The sequence below is a fragment of the Flaviramulus sp. genome (assembly GCF_982512915.1).
The window spans coordinates 1-23,914 of the sequence record NZ_CEWOCJ010000006.1 but is presented as its reverse complement, the minus strand read 5'-3'; the positions used below and the strand labels follow the sequence as shown (position 1 = coordinate 23,914).

General features: G+C 30.4%; 20 protein-coding genes, 1 tRNA gene and 1 pseudogene. 9 read left to right on the top strand and 13 right to left on the bottom strand.

The window, feature by feature from the left end; genetic code table 11:
* Positions 1 to 34: 34 nt before the first annotated feature.
* The 5 genes from AC1XJX_RS05735 to AC1XJX_RS05715 form a co-directional block, all read right to left on the bottom strand.
* Positions 35 to 553 carry an OmpH/Skp family outer membrane protein gene (locus AC1XJX_RS05735; protein ID WP_482003011.1) on the bottom strand — a complete coding sequence of 173 codons (519 nt, stop codon included), beginning with the start codon at positions 551 to 553 and terminating at the stop codon, positions 35 to 37.
* 245 nt (positions 554 to 798) lie between these two features.
* Positions 799 to 1,680 (bottom strand): class I SAM-dependent methyltransferase, encoded by an 882-nt coding sequence (locus AC1XJX_RS05730; RefSeq protein ID WP_482003010.1) that lies wholly within the window; start codon positions 1,678 to 1,680, stop codon positions 799 to 801.
* Positions 1,681 to 1,712: 32 nt separating this feature from the next.
* On the bottom strand, positions 1,713 to 3,584 hold the full coding sequence (mnmG, locus tag AC1XJX_RS05725; RefSeq protein WP_482003009.1) for a tRNA uridine-5-carboxymethylaminomethyl(34) synthesis enzyme MnmG: 1,872 nt from the start codon (positions 3,582 to 3,584) through the stop codon (positions 1,713 to 1,715).
* Positions 3,585 to 3,670: 86 nt separating this feature from the next.
* Entirely contained in the window at positions 3,671 to 4,081 is a 411-nt protein-coding gene (ybeY, locus tag AC1XJX_RS05720; RefSeq protein ID WP_482003008.1) for an rRNA maturation RNase YbeY, read from the bottom strand.
* Positions 4,074 to 7,496 (bottom strand): hypothetical protein, encoded by a 3,423-nt coding sequence (locus AC1XJX_RS05715; protein ID WP_482003007.1) that lies wholly within the window; start codon positions 7,494 to 7,496, stop codon positions 4,074 to 4,076. Before AC1XJX_RS05715 ends, ybeY begins: the two co-directional genes overlap by 8 nt.
* Before the next feature lie 108 nt (positions 7,497 to 7,604).
* Between AC1XJX_RS05715 and AC1XJX_RS05710 the strand changes: the two genes are divergently transcribed.
* From AC1XJX_RS05710 to AC1XJX_RS05695, 4 genes and pseudogenes are all read left to right on the top strand, one after another.
* The gene (locus AC1XJX_RS05710) at positions 7,605 to 8,645 is read left to right on the top strand and encodes an alkane 1-monooxygenase (protein WP_482003006.1); all 1,041 of its coding nucleotides are present in this window, start codon (positions 7,605 to 7,607) and stop codon (positions 8,643 to 8,645) included.
* A 70-nt stretch (positions 8,646 to 8,715) separates the two neighbouring features.
* The gene (gltX, locus tag AC1XJX_RS05705; protein WP_482003005.1) at positions 8,716 to 10,227 is read left to right on the top strand and encodes a glutamate--tRNA ligase; all 1,512 of its coding nucleotides are present in this window, start codon (positions 8,716 to 8,718) and stop codon (positions 10,225 to 10,227) included.
* Positions 10,228 to 10,358: 131 nt separating this feature from the next.
* Positions 10,359 to 11,702 (top strand): dihydroorotase, encoded by a 1,344-nt coding sequence (locus AC1XJX_RS05700; RefSeq protein ID WP_482003004.1) that lies wholly within the window; start codon positions 10,359 to 10,361, stop codon positions 11,700 to 11,702.
* Between the two features lie 25 nt (positions 11,703 to 11,727).
* A pseudogene (locus AC1XJX_RS05695) lies at positions 11,728 to 12,539 on the top strand (DUF6671 family protein).
* A 40-nt stretch (positions 12,540 to 12,579) separates the two neighbouring features.
* On the opposite strand, the gene AC1XJX_RS05690 reads toward AC1XJX_RS05695, so the two are convergent.
* A complete protein-coding gene (locus AC1XJX_RS05690; protein ID WP_482003003.1) occupies positions 12,580 to 13,263 on the bottom strand; it encodes a hypothetical protein in 684 nt (227 codons plus the stop codon).
* Positions 13,264 to 13,338: 75 nt separating this feature from the next.
* Here AC1XJX_RS05690 and AC1XJX_RS05685 point away from each other — a divergent pair, with 75 nt between their 5' ends.
* Positions 13,339 to 14,259, top strand: a complete 921-nt coding sequence (locus tag AC1XJX_RS05685; RefSeq protein WP_482003002.1) for an SPFH domain-containing protein — start codon at positions 13,339 to 13,341, stop codon at positions 14,257 to 14,259.
* A 49-nt stretch (positions 14,260 to 14,308) separates the two neighbouring features.
* On the opposite strand, the gene AC1XJX_RS05680 is transcribed toward AC1XJX_RS05685, so the two are convergent.
* The 3 genes from AC1XJX_RS05680 to AC1XJX_RS05670 all read right to left on the bottom strand — a co-directional run bounded on the left by AC1XJX_RS05680 (position 14,309) and on the right by AC1XJX_RS05670 (position 18,090).
* Positions 14,309 to 15,463 carry a GNAT family N-acetyltransferase gene (locus tag AC1XJX_RS05680; protein WP_482003001.1) on the bottom strand — a complete coding sequence of 385 codons (1,155 nt, stop codon included), beginning with the start codon at positions 15,461 to 15,463 and terminating at the stop codon, positions 14,309 to 14,311.
* Between the two features lie 67 nt (positions 15,464 to 15,530).
* A complete protein-coding gene (locus tag AC1XJX_RS05675) occupies positions 15,531 to 16,013 on the bottom strand; it encodes a DUF1761 domain-containing protein (RefSeq protein ID WP_482003000.1) in 483 nt (160 codons plus the stop codon).
* Positions 16,014 to 16,089: 76 nt separating this feature from the next.
* A complete protein-coding gene (locus AC1XJX_RS05670; protein WP_482002999.1) occupies positions 16,090 to 18,090 on the bottom strand; it encodes a glutamine--tRNA ligase/YqeY domain fusion protein in 2,001 nt (666 codons plus the stop codon).
* Between the two features lie 139 nt (positions 18,091 to 18,229).
* Between AC1XJX_RS05670 and AC1XJX_RS05665 the strand changes: the two genes are divergently transcribed.
* The 3 genes from AC1XJX_RS05665 to AC1XJX_RS05655 all read left to right on the top strand — a co-directional run bounded on the left by AC1XJX_RS05665 (position 18,230) and on the right by AC1XJX_RS05655 (position 18,920).
* Entirely contained in the window at positions 18,230 to 18,439 is a 210-nt protein-coding gene (locus tag AC1XJX_RS05665) for a zinc ribbon domain-containing protein (protein WP_482002998.1), read from the top strand.
* Complete coding sequence (gene folB, locus AC1XJX_RS05660; RefSeq protein WP_482002997.1) at positions 18,439 to 18,801, top strand: dihydroneopterin aldolase; 363 nt, start codon at positions 18,439 to 18,441, stop codon at positions 18,799 to 18,801. The genes AC1XJX_RS05665 and folB overlap by 1 nt, the downstream gene beginning before the upstream one ends.
* A gap of 48 nt (positions 18,802 to 18,849) precedes the next feature.
* A tRNA-Cys gene (locus tag AC1XJX_RS05655) sits at positions 18,850 to 18,920 on the top strand.
* Positions 18,921 to 18,940: 20 nt separating this feature from the next.
* Here the strand turns inward: AC1XJX_RS05655 and AC1XJX_RS05650 are convergent.
* The 3 genes from AC1XJX_RS05650 to AC1XJX_RS05640 form a co-directional block, all read right to left on the bottom strand.
* A complete protein-coding gene (locus AC1XJX_RS05650; RefSeq protein ID WP_482002996.1) occupies positions 18,941 to 19,639 on the bottom strand; it encodes a LysE family translocator in 699 nt (232 codons plus the stop codon).
* 117 nt (positions 19,640 to 19,756) lie between these two features.
* Entirely contained in the window at positions 19,757 to 20,431 is a 675-nt protein-coding gene (locus AC1XJX_RS05645; protein ID WP_482002995.1) for a head GIN domain-containing protein, read from the bottom strand.
* Positions 20,432 to 20,524: 93 nt separating this feature from the next.
* On the bottom strand, positions 20,525 to 20,818 hold the full coding sequence (locus AC1XJX_RS05640) for a YbjQ family protein (RefSeq protein ID WP_482002994.1): 294 nt from the start codon (positions 20,816 to 20,818) through the stop codon (positions 20,525 to 20,527).
* A 177-nt stretch (positions 20,819 to 20,995) separates the two neighbouring features.
* Between AC1XJX_RS05640 and AC1XJX_RS05635 the strand changes: the two genes are divergently transcribed.
* Positions 20,996 to 21,361, top strand: a complete 366-nt coding sequence (locus AC1XJX_RS05635; RefSeq protein WP_482002993.1) for a hypothetical protein — start codon at positions 20,996 to 20,998, stop codon at positions 21,359 to 21,361.
* Positions 21,362 to 21,560: 199 nt separating this feature from the next.
* On the opposite strand, the gene rnr is transcribed toward AC1XJX_RS05635, so the two are convergent.
* A complete protein-coding gene (gene rnr / locus AC1XJX_RS05630) occupies positions 21,561 to 23,756 on the bottom strand; it encodes a ribonuclease R (protein ID WP_482002992.1) in 2,196 nt (731 codons plus the stop codon).
* Positions 23,757 to 23,914 lie beyond the last annotated feature (158 nt).

Sequence of the window (23,914 nt, the reverse complement as noted above, 5' to 3'; positions counted from 1 at the left end):
ATAAAGCCAGCTTTTTAATATTATTTAATTCTAATTAATCTTTTTTGTAATTAGCATTTAGAGCATCTAAAATAGTTTTAGTTAAATCGTTTTCATCGGTACCATACATAACCGTTGAAGCTGCATCACTTGTTCCCAAAATATAAGTATAGCCATTTGTTATACCATAGTCTTTAACAAAATCTTTAACTTTAACAATAACGGAATCAATATCATTTTGAAAATCTTGAGTTAACTCTTGTTGTTCAAATTGCATTTGTTGTTGTAATAATTGTTGTTTTTGTTGCAAACCACCCATTAATTCTTGAGCTTTTTGTTGAGAAGATTTTTGAGCAATGCTTTGAGTAGATTGCACTTCTATTTGAAATGCTCTACCAATACTATCAGCTCTTTTTCTAAAAGATTCCTCTTTTACTTGATATTTAGTCTCTAAATCTTTTTTCTCTTGATAATCATTAATAACTGTACTGTTATTAACAAAACCAATTTTTTTTGGTTTTTCGCAAGAAGTTAAAATGCACATAACTAAAGCTACGTAAAATATACTTTTCATCTGTTTTTGTTTATTAGTTTGATTTTGTTTTTTAAGCGGAACAAATGTAATAAAGTAAGACCTAATTTAAAGTGAAATTATTTTGAAATTAACATATAGTAAAATATTATAGAAAAAACGAAAACAATAATTTTTAACTATTAAAAACAAAGCGTTTAGAAACGATTTAAAAGCTTTTAAATAATAAACCTAATATTTATCTATTCGATGTTGAAATCTTCAAAACACGCGCTTTAAATCAATTATTAATTGTTTTTGATGATATAAATTAGAGAAGAATGTTCTTTAGATATCATTGCCTTTGAATTTGAAATCAAACCAATCAAAAAACCTTTAATAAATTTCATTTTACCGGACTTATATTTTTCTGAAAGCATACTAACATAAAAAGCATCAAAAAGCATAGGCTTAATTTTTACAACTTTCATCGATTCATTTAAAAACAACCTAGCTATTGAATCTTTATTAAAGTGCCAAAGATGCCTTGGGGCATCATAAGCCGCCCAATAATTTTTATAATATTTTGCATCATAGCTCATATGATTTGGTACAGCAACAACTAAAACACCATTTGGTTTCAATTTGTTTTTTATTTCTTTTATCTGTTGTTGCAAATTTGGCAAATGCTCTAAAACATGCCAAAGAGTAATGACGTCAAAACTAAATGCTTCAAGTTTTGTAAGTTGTTCTGTTTTAAAAACAGAATTATTTGTTTTTATGTTAGCAATATTTCTAGCTTGTTCGTTTGGTTCAATTCCTGAAACATTCCAATTGTTCTGCTGTGCTGTTTGTAAAAAATCTCCCGTTCCAGATCCAATATCTAATAAATTTTTACTATCTTTTGAATACTTATTAATTAAATTCAACTTCTTTTTTAAAGAAATTTTTCTAACTAAATGATAAGCTTTTTCAAAAAGATTTCGTTTTGAATCTGTATGAGAAATGTAATCTTCACTTTGATAATAATCGGATAGTTTTTCTAAAATAGGTTGCGGTGTAGTTTCTAAAAATCCATATTTTAAATTAGTAATTAATTCAAAATATTCACCCGAAACGGAATAATCTTTAACCTTAATGTAAAGTGATTTTGAGTTCTCTTTTACCACGAATTCACAAATATTTTTCAAAAATTTTGATGTTCCACGTGGAACGTTTAAAATTATCTACCCATATAAACCAATAAAACAGAAATATCATTTGGAGAGACACCACTAATTCGAGATGCCTGAGAGACTGTTGTTGGTTGGATTTTCTTGAGTTTTTCACGCGCTTCAAAACTCATGGATTTAATTTGAGAATAGTCAAAGTCTAAAGGAATCTTTACGTACTCTAAACGCGTCAATTTATCAGCATTATTTTTTTCTTTGCTAATATATCCAGAATATTTAACTTGAATTTCAGCTTGTTCAATAACCTCTCTATCTAAATCATTTTGCTGAATGTAATTCTCAACAGATTCAATTTTTCTAATATCATCCATAACAATGTTAGGCCTAGAAAAAACCTTAAAAAGCTTACCAGATTGAGTGACAAGTGCAGATTCTTTTTCTTCTAAAATAGGGTTAATTTCTTCTGGTTTAACACTTGTGCTTCCAAAGAACTCTACAAACTTTTCAGCTGCATTGTGCTTTTCCTCCATACGTTTAAGACGTTTTTCTGAGGCTAAACCTAGCTCAAAACCTTTTGGGGTTAATCTTAAATCAGCATTATCTTGACGTAACAAAGTTCTATATTCTGCTCTTGAAGTAAACATTCTGTATGGCTCATCAGTACCTTTTGTGATTAAATCATCGACTAAAACTCCTATGTAAGCTTCATCTCTTTTTAATATAAAGGGATCTTTTTCTTGTACTTTTAAACTAGCATTAATACCAGCCATTAAACCCTGAGATGCAGCTTCTTCATAGCCAGTAGTACCGTTTATTTGACCGGCAAAATATAAACCATCTACTAGTTTAGTTTCTAAGGTATGCTTTAACTGTGTTGGTGGAAAATAATCATATTCTATCGCATAGCCAGGTCTGAAAAATTTAACATCTTCAAAACCAACTACAGATCTGAGAGCTTTAAACTGAACATCTTCAGGTAAAGACGTTGAAAAACCATTTACATAAACCTCACAAGTTTTCCAGCCTTCAGGCTCAATAAACAATTGGTGTTTATCTTTATCCGAAAAACGATTTATTTTATCTTCAATAGAAGGGCAATAACGAGGACCTAAACTTTTAATTCGGCCATTAAACATAGGAGACCTATCAAAACCCTCTCTTAATAAATCATGAACTAATTCACTCGTATAAGTCATATAACAAGACCTTTGTAATTCTAAAGGTTTTGTAACATCTAAATACGAGAATTTTTCAGGGTTATCATCACCGGGCTGTTCAATCATTTTAGAATAATCTAAACTTCTGCCATCAACTCTAGGAGGAGTTCCAGTTTTCATCCTACCTGAGTCAAAACCTATGCCGACAAGTTGTTCAGTAATTCCAGTAGCAGCTCTTTCACCTGCCCTTCCCCCACCAAAATTTTTATCTCCAATATGTATTAACCCGTTTAAAAAGGTTCCATTAGTTAACACAACAGATTTTCCTTTAATATCAGTTCCAAGAGATGTTTTAACACCAATTACTCTATTTTGTTTAATCAAAAGACCAGAAACCATGTCCTGATAGAAATCTAAATTAGGAGTATTTTCTAAAAGCAACCTCCAATCTTCAGCAAAACGCATACGATCACTTTGAACCCTAGGACTCCACATAGCTGGACCCTTGGACTTGTTCAACATTTTAAACTGAATAGCAGACGTATCAGAAACAATACCTGAATAACCACCAAGAGCATCGATCTCTCTTACAATTTGACCTTTAGCAATACCGCCCATAGCGGGATTACAAGACATTTGAGCAATGTTTTGAAGATTCATGGTTACAAGTAAAGTTTTGCTACCCATATTAGCAGCAGCAGCAGCAGCCTCACTACCAGCGTGACCAGCTCCTACAACAATGACATCATAAACTTCATTAAACATAACTTATACTTTGTAACATTAAACGTGTTCCACGTGGAACACTTAGAGAAAACTGGTGTGCAAATATATAATTGATTTATTAGATTTTAAAATAACTGACTTAAATAGTGATTTTCTGTAGACCTCATTAACTCAGATTCAGTGGCTGTTTTATCTTTGTAACCACAGTAGTGTAAAATGCCATGAATAATAACTCGGTTTAATTCTTCTTCAAAAGAAACACCATAATCTATGGCATTATCTTTTACCCTTTCAACTGAAATAAAAATCTCTCCATGTACAATTTTTCCTATAGAATAATCAAAGCTAATAATATCGGTTAACGTATCATGATTGAGATATTCGATGTTTAATTTCAATAAAAATTCATCATCACAGAACACATAATTGATATCGCCTAAAATAAAGTTTTCTGATTCTAAAGTATTAGCAATCCATTGAGTTAAACTAGCTTCGTTGTCAATAGAAAAGTCAATTTCATAATTATAACTAATCATTCTGCTTTTTAAAATATTCTTGAACTTTCTTTTTATAAACTTGTTGCAAAGGTAATGCTTGTTTGTTCAAAATTTCAGTTGTATTAAAATATTGTTTGTTAGTAGGTATTTGGTACAAATTAGTATTAAAGAATCTATTATTATTAGTTACAGATTCTCTTTTATCTTCTTCTCCTTGTTGAAAAGATGCATTTTCTAACTTTAATAATTGATGCTTAAGTTGAATCATTTTTTGAAGTGTTTGATTGGTAAAGCCCTCATTTAATAAGTCCATTTCAATCTCTTCCATTTGTCTAAGCATAACATCACCATTACTTGTTTTGCCATCTTTAGATAGTTTTTCTTGTAAAGCATTACGAAGTTGTTGTTGTTGCTGATAAATTTCATAAAGCAGTCCGTCTAATTCTTCCTTAATCCCGTAACCTTCAACATCTGAATCGGTCTCATTTCTTCTATTTTTTTCTCCTTTTTTACCTTGCTTATCATTATTTCCATTATCACCTTCTTTGTCACCTTCTCCCTCATCTTTTCCTTCACCGTCTTTAGGTTTTCCTTGTTGATTTTTCCTCACGCCTTCTTCCATCATTTTATTAAGTTCATCTTGACTCATTATAATGTCTGGCATTTGCATATCACCTTCTCCGCCTTTGCCGGCTGACATACTCATATTTTCTTGCATGTTATCTAGTACATCACTAAGAAAATCGGCTAAATTATTAGCTGAAGTTATAGTAAATTGTTGACTAGAGACACCTTGATAGACTTGATTATCAGATAATAAAGTAAGTGATTTTTCAATATTATAATAAACATCTGTTATTTCTTTATTTACTTTTTCTGAGAGTTTAGGATTTCGAAGTGATAAAGCAAAAAGACTATCGTCAACATGTTCAAAATGTTCTCGAAGATTGTTTTGCTTGTTTAAATAGTTTGCAAACTTGCTATTATCATCTTCAATACTTTTAAACTGATTCATTAAAATTTCTTGATCGAACGAAAATAAAACTAGGTTGTCTAAAACTTGTCTAAGCATTTCAACATCTTCTTGCATTTGATCTCCACTTGCAGACTGCATAGCACCTTGCATTTTCTGACTCATTTGCCTCATTTTTTGAGCAGCTTTCTTTTGACTCTTTTTAGCATTTTTTGAATTTTGATTATCAGAATCTGATGGTTCAATTTTTTCTTTATCTAAAGCTTTTTCCTGTTCCTTTTTATTAAGCGCATCGGTAGCTTGTTTTTGTTCGGTTACTACTTCTTTTTCATCTAACTTATCTCTAGGAATATCAATAGGCTTTTTTAATTCTTTACTATCTTTTTCTAATTGTTCGATGTCCTTTTTAAAATTTTCGAAAGCATTGTTTAATGCTTCTTGCTTATCTTTAGTATTCTCTTCTTCAGATTTATTTGAAAGTTTTTCTTGGTCATTTGAAAGCTTAATTAAATCCTCTTTCAACTTATCTAGTTTCTTTTCAACGTAAAAGCGTTTTGTAAGCTCTAATAACTGTTGTAAACTTCTTTTTTTGTTCTTGTTTTGTTTAGCAAGATCTTCTAGCTTTTCGGTTAGTTCCTCATTATTAATTTTATCTTGTAACTTTTCTAGTTCTTCTAAGAGCTTCTCGTCTTGCTTAAGCTTTTCTTCGTTTTCTTTTAATCGTTCTTTTAAGTCTTCTTTAAAAATATCTTCTTTAATTGATTCTTTTTGGAAATCCTCTAGATTATCTTTCAGTTTTTTGTTGAAATTCTTCATCATTTCATCTTGTTGCTTTTGGCGGTTAAGGAATGACTCTAGCTTTTTTTTATCATTAAAGTTTAAAGTAGATTTTTCTTTCTGAGTCTTAGTTATTTCGTCTAAACTCTTTTCTTGTTCATTAAACTTTTCTAAAGATTTATTTAAATCTTTAATCGTTTCATTTTGATCTGCAAGCTGCTTTTTAATCTCCTCATCTTTGGTTCTCTTTCTGTAAGTAAAAATGTTACTTTTAACGCTCTTGAAATTGTGAAAAAAATCATTATCAAATACTTGAAAATATAATTCGTAAGGAATACCTGGTTGTATATTTAAATTATTAGGAAAAACTGTAGTAAAATCAGAGATATTAGACTTGGAAATTGGTAAGATTTTAAACAATTTATTTTGAATATTATCAACTGGATAATAAACCAATTGAAGCTTAGTAAAACCATAATCATCTGTTAATTGCCCATAAAAATAAAGCGTTTGTAAATCTAAACTATCTTGTTCTACTTTTAAATCTATTTCTGGATATTGATCTTTTATCACATCAATAGCAAATTCTAAATTTTCGTAATTATTAAGCTGTTTATTACTCGAGCTAAGTATATAATTATAATTACTAAAAAACTGTTTTGAAGCTTCAAAAATATCTTGTTTATTCGAATTAAAACTCAATGTATCTGCGGAAAATATAAAAACATTGTCGGTAGATTTTGTTTGAATTTGCCATTTAACTCGGGTACCTTCTGGCACTAAAGCATTCCCTGTACTTTTTAAAACTTCATTAGTTTTATTGGTATGTTTAGGATATTCTAAAACCATATCAAAGCCAAGAATTAATGGGGTTTCAACAACATTAATGGTATAAGGTTTAGAGTTAACTTCATTAGCGCTTAGCCTAAATACTATAGGCTGTTTAGGTCTTGAAAAGACATATTCAAATGTGCCAATGGCTGTTTGTTGCAGAAAATAGGTTTCATTATTATAAGTTATTTGAGCGCTTTCAGGCAACAACTCTCCTGCTGTTTTAACAATCAATTTAAAATCTTTGTTTTCAATGGCGTTCAAATTATCATTAACAACAAAAAACTCAAAAGGAGCTGGTGGCTCATAAGCTGTTTTGTAATGAACAAACCTTTCGTAACTATTACTAAACCAATTAGAATTGCCTGTTAAAAAAGTGATAAAAAGAATTGAAACAGGTATAGCAGCGTATTTTAAATACCTAATGTTCTTTTTAAAATTAATAACTAATTTAAAGGGAATTGGTTTGAGCTCAATTGATTTTTGATCAATACTTGCAAGTAATAATTCTGATTTAGACTTATTTTTATTAAGTTGAAGAACATTCAATAACTTATCATTTACCTCAGGAAAATAATTTCCAATAATTTTTGAAGCCTCTTCAAAATTCAACCCTTTTTGAAGTTTAAACAATTTAGCAAGTGGGAACATAATAAACTTAACCAACAAGCTAATTTCTACTGCAATAAAAAGCCAAAATAAAATACTTCTAGCGGTTGTGTTTAGCCATAAAATATGCTCAACGAATAAAGTAAATAAGAAATAAAGTAGCCCAATAGAAAAAAACAAAATGGTGCCTTTAAGTAATTCATTAGTGTAAAATCTTCTAATAAACGCTTCTAATTTATTTTGTATGTTTTGGAAATTACTCAACTTAGGTTATTTAACTTACTAAACTACAATTTTATTTTATACTTCAATTTACTAACTTTACCAAAACTTAGTTAATATGACACTTAGACGATAAAATTGTTGCTAGTTATGAAAGATTTAAAATATTTAGCTTCTTTTTCCATTCCTTTAATGTGTTTTATCGGTTTACAATATCAAGACATATTTTCATTTTTAACACCATTTTATGCATTTGTTATAATTCCTTTATTAGAAATTATTCTACCAATTGATAACCATAATATTTCAGAAACTAAGGCTGAGTCTTTAAAGCTTAAAAAGCTGTTTGATTGGTTATTATATTTAAATTTTCCAATTGTATATGGGTTACTTCTTTTGGCTTTAATAACGTCATCAACAAAAGCATTAGAAACGTATGAGTTTATTGGACTAATCATTTCTATGGGGATTGTTTTGGGTGTAAACGGTATTAATGTTGCACATGAGTTGGGTCACCGACAAACTACAAATGAGCGTTTTTTAGGGAAAGCCTTATTGCTACCTTCGCTATATATGCATTTTTATATTGAACATAATTACGGACATCATTTACATGCCGCAACAAAAGAAGATCCTGCAACTGCTAGATACAACCAAAGTGTCTATTCGTTTTGGGTTACGTCAGTTTTCAGACAATATAAAAGCGCTTGGACAATTCAAAAAACACTTTTATTACAAAATAAATTAAGTACAACCTCTTTTAAAAATGATATGCTATGGTATGTTTTTTTACAGATTCTATTCTTAACACTTGTTACCATTTTTTTTGGGAAAACTGGACTTGTTTTTTCTATGTTTTCTGCAATATCAGGGTTTATCCTTCTTGAAACTGTAAATTACATAGAGCACTATGGCTTACTTCGGTTAAAAACTACCTCTGGGAGATACGAGCGCGTTAAAGAGATTCACTCATGGAATTCAAACCATGTAATCGGCAGGATTATTTTATATGAATTAACACGCCATAGTGATCATCATTATAAAACAAATAAAAAGTATCAGATTTTAAATTGCCATGAAACGAGTCCTCAAATGCCTTATGGGTATCCCACTTCAATGGTATTATCGCTTTTTCCGCCTTTATGGTTTAAAATAATGAATAAAAGGATTCCAAAAGATATGAATATTTAAAAACAAAAAGTTTTTCATACAAGCTTCTGTCTTCTATCTTAATATTTATCTTTGCCACAAATCTAAAAACATGACAAAAAATATTCGTGTGCGTTTTGCACCTAGTCCTACAGGTCCTTTACATATAGGTGGTGTGCGTACAGCGTTATTTAACTATTTATTTGCAAAAAAACATCGAGGTACTTTTATTTTACGTATAGAAGATACCGACCAAAACCGTTACGTTGAAGGTGCAGAAAAATATATTATTGATGCCTTGAATTGGAGTGGAATTCCTTTTGATGAGGGCCCAGAAAAAAATGAAAAATTTGGCCCTTACAGACAAAGCGAGCGCAAGCATTTGTATAAAAAATATGCTGATGATTTAATTGCTTCTGGAAATGCTTACTATGCTTTTGATACAGCTGAAGCTTTAGATTTTCATAGAACAGACCACGAAGAAAAGGGAAAAACATTTATCTATAACTGGCATAACCGTTTAAAATTAAGTAATTCTTTATCGCTTAGCGCAGAAGAAGTGAAAACAAAAATTGATGCTGGAGAAGATTATGTAATCCGTTTTAAAAGCCCACAAGACGAAACGTTACATTTAAAAGATATCATTCGTGGAGATATTAAAATAGATACCAATATTTTAGATGATAAAGTATTATTTAAAAGTGATGGTATGCCTACTTACCATTTAGCAAATATTGTAGATGATCATTTGATGGAAATTACGCATGTAATTCGTGGTGAAGAATGGTTGCCATCATTAGCCCTCCACTATCAATTATACAAAGCATTTGATTGGGAAACTCCAGAATTTGCGCATTTACCACTTATACTAAAACCCACAGGTAAAGGAAAATTAAGTAAACGTGATGGTGATAAATTAGGATTTCCTGTATTTCCTCTAGAATGGCTTGCACCAGATGGTGAGGTATCAAGCGGTTATAAAGAAGCTGGTTATTTCCCAGAAGCTATGGTTAACTTTTTAGCTTTTTTAGGGTGGAACCCTGGCACAGAACAAGAAATTTTTAATCTAGATGCACTTATAAATAGTTTTGAGCTAGAGCGTGTTAATAAATCGGGAGCACGTTTTGATCCTGATAAAATTAAATGGTTTAATCACCATTATATGCAAGAACAAAATGATGATGCATTAGCTGAAGCTTATAAAAATATGGAACCTAAACTTTTAGATATCGATGTAAACTATATCTCGATGGTGATTGGAATGATTAAAGAACGTGCCACTTTTGTTTCAGACTTTTGGGGCCTCAGTCATTTCTTTTTTATGGCACCTTCATCATACGATGAAAAAGCATGCAAAAAAGCATTTAAAGAAAACACTAAAGCTGTTTTAACTGATGTAAATAATATTATTGATAGTATTGAAAACGTTACCATAGAAAATCTACAAACGGCTATTAAAGGCTGGATAACTAAGAGTAATATTGGTTTTGGAGCTGTAATGATGCCATTGCGTTTAGCGCTTGTTGGCGCTTTACAAGGACCCGATGTTTTTGATATAATGTTTATGATTGGAAAAAACGAAACCATAAAACGTATTAACAATTTGATTAAAACATTGGTATAAATTTAAAAACACTACTTGGCTTTGTAAAAATTATCAGCTAAATTCGTTTGACATAGATATTAAAAATTAACCTCTTTATACGTATTCTTAATTGACAATGTGATAAAAACGATAGTTTCAAAAAATAGGTAATGAATCAAAGTATTTTAATTAAAAGTTCTACAATTGTTAACGAAGGGAAATCATTTGTAGCTGATGTGCTTTTAATAGATGGACTAATTAACCAAATTGGAAATATTGATAGTAAACCGCATTACATAGTAATTAACGGAGCAGGTAAACACCTATTTCCAGGAATTATAGATGGACAGGTACATTTTAGAGATCCTGGACTTACCCATAAAGGAGATTTATATACAGAAAGCAAAGCGGCTGTATCAGGTGGTGTGACTTCTTTTATTGATATGCCAAATACAGTACCAAATATTTTAACCGTTGAAAGTTTAAGAGAAAAAAATGAAATTGCTTCACAAAAATCTTTAGCAAACTACTCCTTTTTTCTCGGTGTTAATGGAGATAATATTGATGACGTAATAAAATTGGATACTAGTCAATTTATTGGAGTTTCTGATGACGGCTTATATTTTACAAAAAAAGGAAATCTATTAGCTGACAGTCCAGAAAAAATGGAAAAACTATTTGCTAACTGCAAATCGATTATTGCTATTCATTCTGAGAAAGAAGAAATTATAGAAGCAAATGAAAATGATTTTAAAGAAAAGTATGGAGAAAATATTCCTGCCAAATTTCATCCAATTATTAGAAGTGCTGAAGGTTGTTATGAGGCGACTAAACGCGCTATTACTTTAGCACAAAAACACAACGCAAGGCTTCATATTTTACATTTAACAACCGAAGCGGAAACTCACCTATTTCAGAATGACATTCCTTTACAAGAGAAAAAAATAACAACCGAAGTTTCTGTACAACATTTATGGTTTTCAGATAAAGATTATGACCAACTTGGCATGCTTATAAAGTGGAATCCAGCCATAAAAACAGAACAAGACAAACAGGGTTTATTACAAGCTCTACTTGACGATAGGATAGACATTATAACTACAGACCATGCACCACACACTTTAGAAGAAAAGGAGAAACCCTATTTTCAATCAATGTCAGGCGCACCAATGGTTCAGCACGCTCTGAATTGTATGTTAGAGTTTTACAAACAAGGTCTAATAACGCTAGAGAAAATAGTTGAGAAAATGTGCCATAATCCAGCTGTATTATACAATATGAGAAATAGAGGATTCATCAGAGAAGGTTATTATGCGGACTTGACTTTGGTTGATTTAAACAGTAAGTGGACAGTTGCTAAAGACAATCTTTTATACAAATGTAAGTGGTCGCCACTAGAAGGAACTTCGTTTCAGACAGAAATCAAACAAACTTTTGTAAATGGAAATTTAGTTTTCGATAATGGCCGGTTTAACGAAACGGTTAAAGGCATGGAAATAGCTATAAAAGCATAAAACAAAATAAAGAAATGGTCAATTTATGTTTAACCGTCGAAAATTAATCATAGCTACTAAGCACAAAAAAGAAATTGTAATTGCGCCAATTCTTGAAAAAAGCTTGGGAGTAACCTGTTTTAAAGATAAAACTTTTGATACAGATATATTAGGAACCTTTTCTGGAGAAATTGAAAGGAAACTTGATTCTTTAGCAACCGTTATGAAAAAATGCCTTTTGGCAATGAAGTTAAATAACTGCGATTTAGGTTTGGCAAGTGAAGGTTCTTTCAGTCCGCATCCATCAATATTTTTTGCAAATGCAGATGATGAGTTTTTAATATTTATTGATAAAAAGAATAATCTTGAAATTATTGCTAGAGAACTAAGTATTGAAACTAATTTCAATTGGAAAGAAATCGAAAACGAAAAAGACCTTATTGATTTTGCTAATTTAGTGTGTTTCCCTACCCACGGACTAATTCTTCGAAAATCAAAAACATTACAAACTGGGAACAACTAAAAGAAGCGTTTTATTTATTATATAAAAAATTCAATAACGTTTATGTTGAAACCGATATGAGAGCAATGTACAACCCTAGTAGAATGTTAGTAATAGAAAATGCAACCAAAAAACTTGTTAAAAAAATAAACTCATGTTGCCCTCAATGTAATATTCCGGATTTTGGAGTTAAAGATATAAAAATAGGATTAAAATGTAGTTTATGTGGTTCACCTTCCAACTCTACTTTAAGTTATATTTATAACTGCACGAAATGCGATTTCAATAAGGAAGAAATGTATCCACATAAAAAAACAACAGAAGACCCCATGTATTGTATCTACTGTAATCCATAATAAGAGAAAACTTAAATTTCATCAAAATAAATTTCAACCATTAAAAAGAAACAATCGCTCCTAAAACCAACATATTTTGATTGCCTTTAAAACGCGAATCACCTCCAGAGGTATCTAAATTTTGATTTTCTAACTTTTTTAAGATGTTGGTAAACCCATAAATATATTGTGCTTTTAGCTTAAAATTTCTAACCCCAACGGAGGCACCAACAGCGCCATTTAAATTAAACTGAGAAATGTTAGTAATATCCTGTGTGGTTAAATTGCTATAATTATTTACGTAATACCCTTCTTGGGTTCTGTCTTTAAGCTCTAACTTGCCATTGTATTGCAACATGGGTCCAACATCAATAGTAAAATAATCTGGAATTACTTTAATATGCATTAACATGGCTACTTGTGCAGCAAACATTTTGTAATTAATATAAGTTTCATTGGTGCTAACTGCGGTTGGACGTCCAGAAATGTCAATATTATTTTCAGATAACTGCATACCAAAACTCACATTATACCATCTTAAAGGGATGTCAACAATGGCAGACAAACCTCCTAAAAAACCATCACCTTCAACAGTATTGAAATTATTTGTTGCAATATTAAATTTTGTAATAGCACCTGTAATTCCAATACCATTTTGTATCCTAAAATTCCCTTTTTGAGAGAAGCTTTTTGTAACAAAACATGTGCTTATAGCTACTAATAAAAAGGATTGCTTAAATTTCATTGTTTATAGATGTAAGTTTCCAAATATAACATAAATTTAGTATCTTAAGTTTTTAACCATTTTAAATAAAACATTATGAATTTCTTTTTTCCTGTTATCATTTTTTTAGGAGTAATTATTTTTATTTCTTCTTTTTTTACGGTTAAGCAACAAACTGCGGCCATCATTGAGCGTTTTGGTAAATTTATTAGTATTCGAAAATCTGGACTTCAATTAAAAATCCCTTTAATTGATAGAGTTGCCGGAAGATTAAGTTTAAAAATTCAACAATTAGATGTCATCATTGAAACTAAAACATTAGACGATGTTTTTGTGAAACTTAAAGTATCTGTACAATATAAAGTACTCCCTGAAAAAGTATATGAAGCTTTTTACAAACTAGATTATCCGCATGAGCAAATTACTTCTTATGTTTTTGATGTGGTTCGTGCTGAAGTACCAAAAATGAAACTAGACGACGTATTTGTGAAAAAAGACGATATCGCCATTGCCGTTAAAACGGAACTAAACGATGCGATGATGGAATATGGTTATGATATTATTAGAACCCTAGTTACCGATATTGACCCAGATCCTCAAGTAAAAATAGCCATGAACAGGATTAATGCTGCAGATAGAGAAAAAACGGCTGCACAATATGAAGGAGATGCCGCACGTATTTTAATTGTTGAAAAAGCAAAAGCAGAAGCTGAAAGCAAACGTTTACAAGGGCAAGGTATTGCAGACCAAAGACGCGAAATTGCTCGTGGCTTAGAAGAGTCTGTTGATGTGTTAAACCGTGTTGGAATTAACTCTCAAGAAGCATCGGCATTAATTGTAGTAACCCAACATTACGACACGTTACAAGCTATTGGTAGCGAAACAAATAGTAATTTAATTTTATTACCTAATTCGCCTCAAGCAGGAAGCAATATGCTAAACGATATGGTGGCTAGTTTTACCGCAAGTAACCAAATTGGAGAGGCAATGAAAAACGCAAAAAAGAAAAAAGAGTAATTAAACAGATCAAAAACATAAAACCTTTAAATTAATTTTAGAGGTTTTTTTATTTAAATGGATGCCGCTCTTCCCAATCTTGCGTTGGATTCATCAATTTAAAAAGCTGCTTTAAAATGCTGTTTAAAAAAGGGGTTGTGTGTTTCATGTAAACCAACATAGGTTTTGCCTCTGCTCCTATTGAGCTTTTAATTTCCATTGCTGTTCTTGCATAAACTACGGTTTTAAACCTATTATAAATGCCAAACATCAACATGTCATAAAGCATATTTAAATACAATTGATTGGTGTATTGATATGCTTCATCATAACCTAAAAAATAAGTTTCCAGGTTTTCATTATTAAGAATTAAAGAGTAAAAACCAATCAATTTATCATTCAAATAATACCCATAAACTTTAAAGTTTTCTTTAAGGTGGTACTTCAAACTATAAAAATGGTTTTCAGGCAACAAAAACGTATTAAACTTGGCGTTGTTTGATACATTTCTGTAAAACATGTACAAGGTTTTTGATTCTGCTTGTATAGTTTCCATGTTTAATTCTACTGTATGTAATGCAGATAGTTTTTTTCGAGCACGTTTATATCTGTCGCGATATTTTTTGTTTAAATTTTCAATATAATTATCGATATTAACCCATTCTGGCCTTATAAAAAGCATCATATTAGGTTGTGCGGTTACCTTGTGAAGTTTCAGAGAGTCAAAGATAGTTTGCTGAAGATGTATCGAATCATTTTCAAAATAATCCTTAAACATAATTACTCTTATCTTTTTATTTTGATTGGTTTTAATCATTTTTTCAATATCGCTTAAAGCGGAAAGAATAGCCTCTAAAAATTGAGGTTGGGAAATTTTATCTTGATTAAAAAACAACCCATGCTGACCTGTGTGTGTTAAGTTTCCAACTACTAAAACATTTCCTTTTAATACTTTTGAAACCAAATCTTGAAAAAATGATTCAACACAAGACACTTTAGTTTGCCTAAACATATCTTTTAAATACAACTGTACACGCTGTATTATAGCAATACCAACTAAAACATCAGCATCAAAAACACCTAAATAAAACCATTGGATGTTATTAGGTGAAGCTTGTTGCAATGCTTGAATATAATTTGATTGTAAAAACACATCATGAAATACAAAAGCATCCCAACAATCAGGTAGTTCTTTAAAAGATGTATAGACTTTATAGTTTATCAATTGAAAAATAAAAAAGACTGAAAATTACAATTTTCAGTCTTTATAAATGTTAAAACGTTAAAAAATATTATTGCCATCCGCAGATAATACCTCCCATTATTGCAAGACTTACAATCCAAAATCCAACATTAATAAAAATATATTTTGCGCTTTTGCGCTCAAAAAGAGCATTGGTTCCTAAAATTGGTAACACAAAAAATATACCCACTAAAACACCATGTAAAACACCATGTTTAAAGGTTCTAAAAGCATTTCCGTAATCATCCATAAACGCATGATAGGAAGGTAGCGCTTTTTCAACATCTCCTCCCATTAAACTCATGGCTCCCATTTGATGATTTACTACAGTTGGAAGCATAAATGCTAGCAAAAAAGCAAACACAAAAGCAAGACCAAATATTTTAGCCATGTTACCTGCTTTTATTTGCTCATCAGTAATGCCTGCTGCTTGCATCCAGGGGTTTCCAAAAACTTTTGGGTTATACCAAAAAAAGCCGACGATTAACGGTACGAATGCTGCCACTGTGATGGCAATAAAATTAAATTCCATAATAATAGTTTTAGTTGTTAATTAAATATAAACAAAAAATTGTTTGTATTTAATTTATAATACATTAAGCTAAAAACTATAACGTATTTTTTGCTTCTAGAACTAATAATTCATTATCATCTATAATTGCTTTTTCTAAAAAATCTTCTATTGAATTGTTTTTTTCTAAGCCGTTTTTTAACAAAACACCTAGAGTTATAGCTACTGCAATACGGGTACCTGCTTTTTTAGCAGCAGTATTAAATAAAGGTTCCAACTCATCAAAACTTACAGCTTTAGCAAGCTCTTTAATTTCAGCTTTTGCTTTTAATTGCTTTGCTTCTGGTAAATTGGTGTATTTTTTTCCTAGTTGTTGAATTATATCAATGGCTTTTCGTTGAGATTGTTGTTGTTGATTATTTTGTAGTTTAGTTGATGCTTGAGGTTTAGGTTGTTGTTTAGCCCAAGAATCTCTTAAACCAACTGTTTTGTTAAATACTAATTTATCAGAATTAGAATCGTTATCAACATTAAAATAGCCCAAACGTTGAAATTGAAATCTGTCTCCTATTTTAGCATCACTTAAACTCGGCTCTACAAATGCACTAATAACTTTAAGAGAATCTGGATTTAAAAACTCCATAAAATCTTTGCCTTGATGGCTATCTGGAGCTTCATCCATAAACAAACGATCGTATTCTCTAACTTCTGCTTTTATAGCGTGTTTAACAGAAACCCAATGAAGCGTTCCTTTGATTTTACGTTCTGTATCGTCAGAATAGGTACAATGTATTTCTGTAATATTTCCAACCTCATCTTTAACAACACTTTCAGCTTTTATAATGTAAGCGTTTTTGAGTCTAACCTCACCGCCTAATTTTAATCTAAAAAAGTTATTACCCGCTTCCTCCTTAAAGTCATCTTTTTCAATGTAAATTTCTCGTGAGAATGGTACTTTTCTAAATCCAGCATTTTCATCTTCTTGATTATTCTCTGCTTCTAGCCATGCTTCTTTTGCTTCAGGATAATTAATGATTACTACCTTTACAGGATCTAAAACAGCCATAACACGAGGCGCTGTTCTGTTTAAATCTTCACGAATACAAAACTCTAAAAGCGACACATCAATTACGTTATCGCGTTTGGCAACACCAACCGTTTCTACAAATTTTCTAAGTGAATTTGGGGTATATCCTCTTCGGCGTAAGCCAGAAATAGTTGGCATCCGCGGATCGTCCCAACCAGTTACAATACCATCTTCTACTAATTTAAGTAACTTTCGTTTACTCATAATAGTGTAACTTAAGTTTAAACGAGCAAATTCTCGTTGCTTAGGACGTAATTTATCAGAATCTATGAGTTGGTCTAAAAACCAATCATAAAGCTCTCTGTGGGGCTTAAACTCTAAAGAGCATAAGGAGTGTGAAATTTGTTCTAAGTAATCACTTTCGCCATGTGTCCAATCATACATTGGGTATATACACCAATCATTTCCTGTTCTGTGATGGTATTTTTTTAAAATACGATACATGATAGGATCCCGCATCAGCATATTAGGATGCTGCATATCTATTTTTGCTCTTAAAATATGTTCACCTTCATCAAATTCTCCGTTTTTCATGCGGTTGAACAAATCCAAGTTTTCTTCTATCGTTCTATTTCTAAAAGGTCCATCAATACCTGGTTGTGTTGGTGTGCCTTTTTGTTCAGCCATAGCTTCACTTGATTGGGAATCTACGTAGGCTTTACCTTGTTTAATGAGCATAACAGCCCAATCATAAAGTTGTTGAAAATAATCTGAAGAAAATAATTCTTTATCCCATTTATAACCCAACCAAGCAACATCTGCTTTAATAGCATCTACATATTCCTGCTCTTCTTTTGCTGGATTAGTATCATCAAACCTAAGGTTTACTGGTGCATTATAATACTCGCCCAAACCAAAACTAATACCAATAGCTTTGGTGTGGCCAATATGTAAATAGCCATTAGGCTCAGGCGGAAAACGAAAACGCAAATCGTTTTTAGACATTCCGTTTGCTAAATCTTCTTCTATTATTTGCTCAATAAAATTGAGTGATTTTCTTTCTTCAGACATGCTTGTTATTTATTTCAACTAAATAAGCTTCAAAATTACGTAAATTCAAGCTATTTTAGCTTAATAAGTTTAATAAGCGTAACAAATATTATTAATTGATTACTTATAATTATTAAGTATAATCAAATCCTAATTAAAAATGAAAAACACAAACTACCAATGTCCGAAATGTGGTAATTTAGAATACAATTTAAGTGAAATGAGAGCTACGGGCGGAATATGGTCTAAAATTTTTGATGTTCAGAATAAAAAATTTAGCTCTGTTACGTGTACTAACTGTACTTATACCGAATTTTATAAAGCAAAAACGAGCGCAATAAGTAATATTTTTGATTTATTTACAAACTAATGGGTATTATAAAAGTTGAAAACATTCGGATATTTGCATACCATGGTTGTTTAAAAGAAGAAGCAAAAATTGGTAGTGATTACAGGGTTGATTTGGAAGTGGAAGCCAATTTACAAACATCATCAAAAACAGATCAATTATCTGATACTGTGGATTATGTGTTTTTAAACCGAATAATAAAAGAAGAAATGGCTATAGCTTCACATCTTCTAGAAACTGTTGCTAAACGTATTTTAGGTAGAATTTTTAATGAAGACCTATTAGTAAAAAAAGCTACTGTTTGGGTAAGTAAATTAAACCCGCCAATTGGTGGAGATGTTACCAAAGTAACAATAAAAATGTCTGAGAAGCGTAAAAAATAGTTTTAAGTATTATAAAGTGTTTATTTTTTTTACATTTGCAGCATAATTGGCGTCATGGCCGAGTGGCTAGGCAGAGGTCTGCAAAACCTTCCACAGCGGTTCGAATCCGCTTGACGCCTCAAAACAAAAAAGCTTTCAGTTATTCTTCTGAAAGCTTTTCTTTTATAGGACTCATTTGTTCTAATCTTTCTTTTATTAATTCCTTTTCTTTAGGGAAAAAAGCCTGAACTAATAGTAGAATACCAAAACCTAAAATAACTAAAGCAATTATTTTTTTTGTTTTAAAGATCAGTCTAGGTGTCAATTTATTTTTAAGTTTTTTAGCAATCACTATTTTTACTAAATCTACTAAAAAATATACGATTAAAATAGTACTTAAAAATACAATTACACCGTTTTTAGAACTTGTAAATGAAGTTGCTAGAACAATAAAAGCAACCCAACCTAATAAAACTCCTATATTGATAAAGTTTAATAAAAAGCCTTTTAAAAAAAGCTTTCCGTAGCCTTTTTTAATTTCTATTCTGTGATATTCTTTAACTATTTCTCTAAAAGAATTTGAGGTTTTTATAAATGATATAATACCATAAGTAACGAGTAAAACACCTCCAAAAATTAAAAAATTAGGATCATCTTTTATTTTTTCTAAAAGTTTATTTGTGCTAAAAAACGCTACTAAAATAAAAACAATATCTGCCAGTATAACTCCGCCATCAAAAATTAAAGCACTTTTAAAACCTTTAGTAGCACTGGTTTCAAGTAAAACAAAAAAAACAGGACCAATTGTAAAGGCTAATATAATACCAAAGGGAATCGCTCTAAAAATATCATCAATCATAATCAAAAAAGAAGCTTTACACAAAGTAAAGAAATATTTTACTGCTTTTTATTAGATGTTATAAATAAAAAAACCTGCGAAAACGCAGGCTTGTGTCTCTTTTTATTAAATTTCTTATTAATCGATTCTTTTTACACGACCTCCTAAAACTTTACTTTCGTTAACTGTTTCTGGATTTCCGTAAACAAAAACGTCCCCTCCTACTCTAATTTTAATATCAACTAATTTTGACGCTTTTACATAAGCTTCTCCAGCTGCTTTAATGTTAACTTCTGTTTTTTCAGTGTCTAATAATTCTCCTTTATAAACACCTCCTGTTAATATAGATATATTTTGGGTTTTTGAAGTTCCAGATGTTTCAATAACACCTCCAGTTACTGCTTTTATATTGGTGTAATTTACATCTACAGGCACCTTTATAATACCTCCTTCTTGGGTTTTTAAGTCAATTTCAAATTGTTTAATAGTGTCTTCAGAGGTTACCTTAGCACCTTCGTTAACATCAATAATATCAACGGTAGTGTAATACAATTTCACTTTTGTTTTACTTCCATCAAAAGCTTCTTCTAATTTCATTTTGATCTTTAAAGTCCCGTTTTTGTTATTTATTAAAACGTCTTCTTTGTTTTCTCCAGATATAACAACTTTATTTTCGTTTGATTTTATTAATTCTACATTGATTAAATCATACACTTTAAGCTCGGTAAATTCACCTACAGTTTTTTCTATGGTATTTTGGGCGATTATTGTTGTGGTGATAAATAGAACAAGAATTTTAACTAATGTTTTCATGAGTTTGATTTATTTATTGTTTAACGTAAAATTATCAAGAATTATTCCATTGCTGAAAATTTTAGTAAAACATTATCATTTATTGTGTTTTTCTTATTTAATTTTTACAGCTGTACCTGTTACAGAAACAAAAACATAAGTTCCGCCTTCTGTCTCCATATCTAAAGAAATACCCACAACAGCACTGGCATTTAACTTAGTAGCGTTTATTTTTAAAAGTTGAAACGCTTCCTCTTTTGCTTTATTAATGATACCAGAAATCATATTTAAATTTTTTTCCGTTTTAAAAGAGAAAGAGGTTTTTAACAGACTGGAAACTCCTGTTACAATTCCTAAATAAGCTTCAATTTTATGGCCTTCAATTGAATTTGTTGTTGTTAATATCATGATTATATAGTTTTTAGTATTGGTATCTAAAATGAATTTAAAGTTACACTTAATTAAACAAACATGAAAATAGATAAACTTGACTTAGTCAGAAAAAAACATAATTTAGTTCAACATCGGTAGATAAAACGATTTCATATAAAGTTGATGTGTGTAATTTAAAAAAATGAACAATAAATGAAAAATAGTATTTTATTATTTCTAATTTTCTTATTTGTTACTTCTTGTAACAAGACTGAGAAATTGAGCGAATTAGAAAACCGAATTACTAATATCGAAAATAAAATATTAGTGGATAGTCTGGACTCTGTAAATTCTGAATTTATAAAACCTTTTAAAGTTTATGAAAAAATAGTTCTATCAGAATTGTCAAATTCACCAAATCAGATAATATCAGATTATGAGTTTTTGATTAAGGAATATCCTAATTCGTTTTGGAAACACGAAGCAAAAAAAGAATTGAAAACATTAAGAAACGGAAAAAATACTGGTCAGAAAAAGATGGATGGAAATTACCTAAAAAACCAAAGAAATCTGAATTAATTGAAATAATTGAACCAATAGTAATAAGCTGTCCTGGATGTTAAAAAACTACACAAAACACATTATATAGAAAATTGTTAGTTTTATACTAAACCAAAGTTAGTTGCTCGTTTGCTAGCTTCTAATTTTCCGAAGAAAAATCCTCTCACACAAACACGCAACTTTCAATGTACATAAACGATATACGAACCTTAAAATTTTATTCTGGCTTTCCAATCAAATTAAAATCGAGGTGTTTTTTTACTAAATCTGTATTTTTAACTTTTACAATAACCTCATCACCAAGTTGATACATGATTTTTGAGTTTCGCCCTACCATAGCATACAAATCTTGATCAAAAGCATAATGATCATCTTTCATATCTCTCACACTTACCATTCCTTCACATTTATTAGAAATTATTTCAACATAAATTCCCCAATCAGTTACACCAGATATTACACCAACAAATGCTTCATCTTTATGATCTTCCATAAATTTGATTTGCATGTATTTTATAGAATCTCTCTCAGCTTTTGTTGCTAAGTTTTCCATGTTGCTTGAATGGTTACATTTTTCTTCGTAAAACTCTTCATTTACTGATTTACCATTGTCTATGTAATGTTGTAGTAAACGATGTGCCATAACATCTGGATAACGACGTATTGGTGATGTAAAATGACTATAATAATCGAATGCTAAACCGTAATGTCCAATGTTTTGTGTAGAGTACTCCGCTTTACTCATACTTCTAATAGCCAGTGTATCTACTAAATTTTGCTCTTTTTTACCATTAACTTCTTTTAGTAAATTATTTAAAGAAGCTGTTGTACTTTTTCTGTCTTTAAAGTTTAGTTTATAACCAAAACGGCCTACAATATTTTGTAACGCTGCAAGTTTACTATCATCTGGCTCGTCATGAATACGATATATGAATGTTTTTTTTGGTGCTTGTTTGCCAATAAATTCTGCTACTTTTTTATTTGCTAGTAGCATAAATTCTTCAATTAAATGATTGGCATCTTTACTAACTTTAAAATACACTCCTATTGGGTTTGCTTCTTCATCTAAATTAAATTTAACTTCAACTTTATCAAAGGATATAGCACCTTCTTTCATACGTCTTCTTCGCATTATTTTAGCTAATTCATCTAATTTTAAAACAGCATCTGCAATATTTTGTTCTGTTTTATACTCAAAGCCTGTTAAAGAAACCTCTTGTGGTATTACATTCGTTTTACTCTCAATAATAGTTTGTGCTTCTTCATAAGCAAAACGCGCATCACTGTAAGTTACTGTTCTACCAAACCATTGATTTTTAACCTCGGCTTTTTCATTTATTTCAAACACTGCAGAAAAAGTTAATTTTTCTTCGTTTGGTCTTAAAGAACACGCATTGTTTGATAATATTTCTGGTAACATTGGTATTACTCTATCTACTAAATAAATTGAGGTAGCACGCTCATAAGCTTCATCATCTAAAACAGTCGCTTCTTGAACATAATGTGATACATCTGCGATGTGAATACCTATTTCAAATAAACCATTATCTAATACTTTAAAAGATAAGGCATCATCAAAATCTTTAGCATCTTTTGGATCGATAGTAAAAGTTAAAGTTTGTCGCATATCACGACGTTTAATTATTTCTTCATTAGTAATAGCAGTATCAATTTTATTAGCAAAATCTTCTACTTCATCAGGAAATTCGTTAGGTAAACCATATTCGGCTAATATGGAATGAATTTCCGTATTATGATCGCCTGGTTTCCCTAAAACTTGTATTACTTTACCATATGGAGAATCGGCTTTTTCTGGCCAATCTTCAAGTTTTACGAGTACTTTATCACCATCTTCAGCTTTTAAAGTTTTATTAATAGGTACAAAAATATCTTTATTCATTTTTGTATTATCAACAACAACAAAAGCAAAATTCTTTTTTTCTTGTATTTGGATAACGCCTACATATTCACTCTTTTCTCTTTTTAAAACTTGAGTTATTTCACCTTCAAGTTTACCACGATGCCTACGTTTGTAAACATAAAATTCTACTTCATCTCCATTTAAAGCTTTATTTATATTATTGGATGCCACGTATATGTCATCTTCAAAATCATCACAAATGATATAACCAGAACCTCTAGCTTGGGAATCTAAAATACCTTTGTGATATTCTGTATTAATGATAGCTTTAAATTTACCACGTTCTACTTCTTCAATTTCTTGCTTACCTTGTAAATCGCGTAGTTTTTTTATAATTTGATTTCTGCTACTAGCATCATTAACACCAAGTTTAGCAGCTATTTGTTTGTAGTTAAAACTTTGATTTCTTTCTTTTTTTAGAATACTTAAGATGGTATTTGTTAGGTTAGAAATTCCTTTATTTTTGGAGTTTCCTTTTTTCTTTTTTGTCATGTATTAATTGTAATCATATTTATTTCCTAAGATACTGGAAATTTGTGTTATTAAATAGCATTTTTTTTAGGAGAAGAATTGCTATTTATTTTTCACAAAGCTACGTTATTAAAATTAAATCATATTTACTTAAAGTTATTTTAAGTTTAAATAAACAT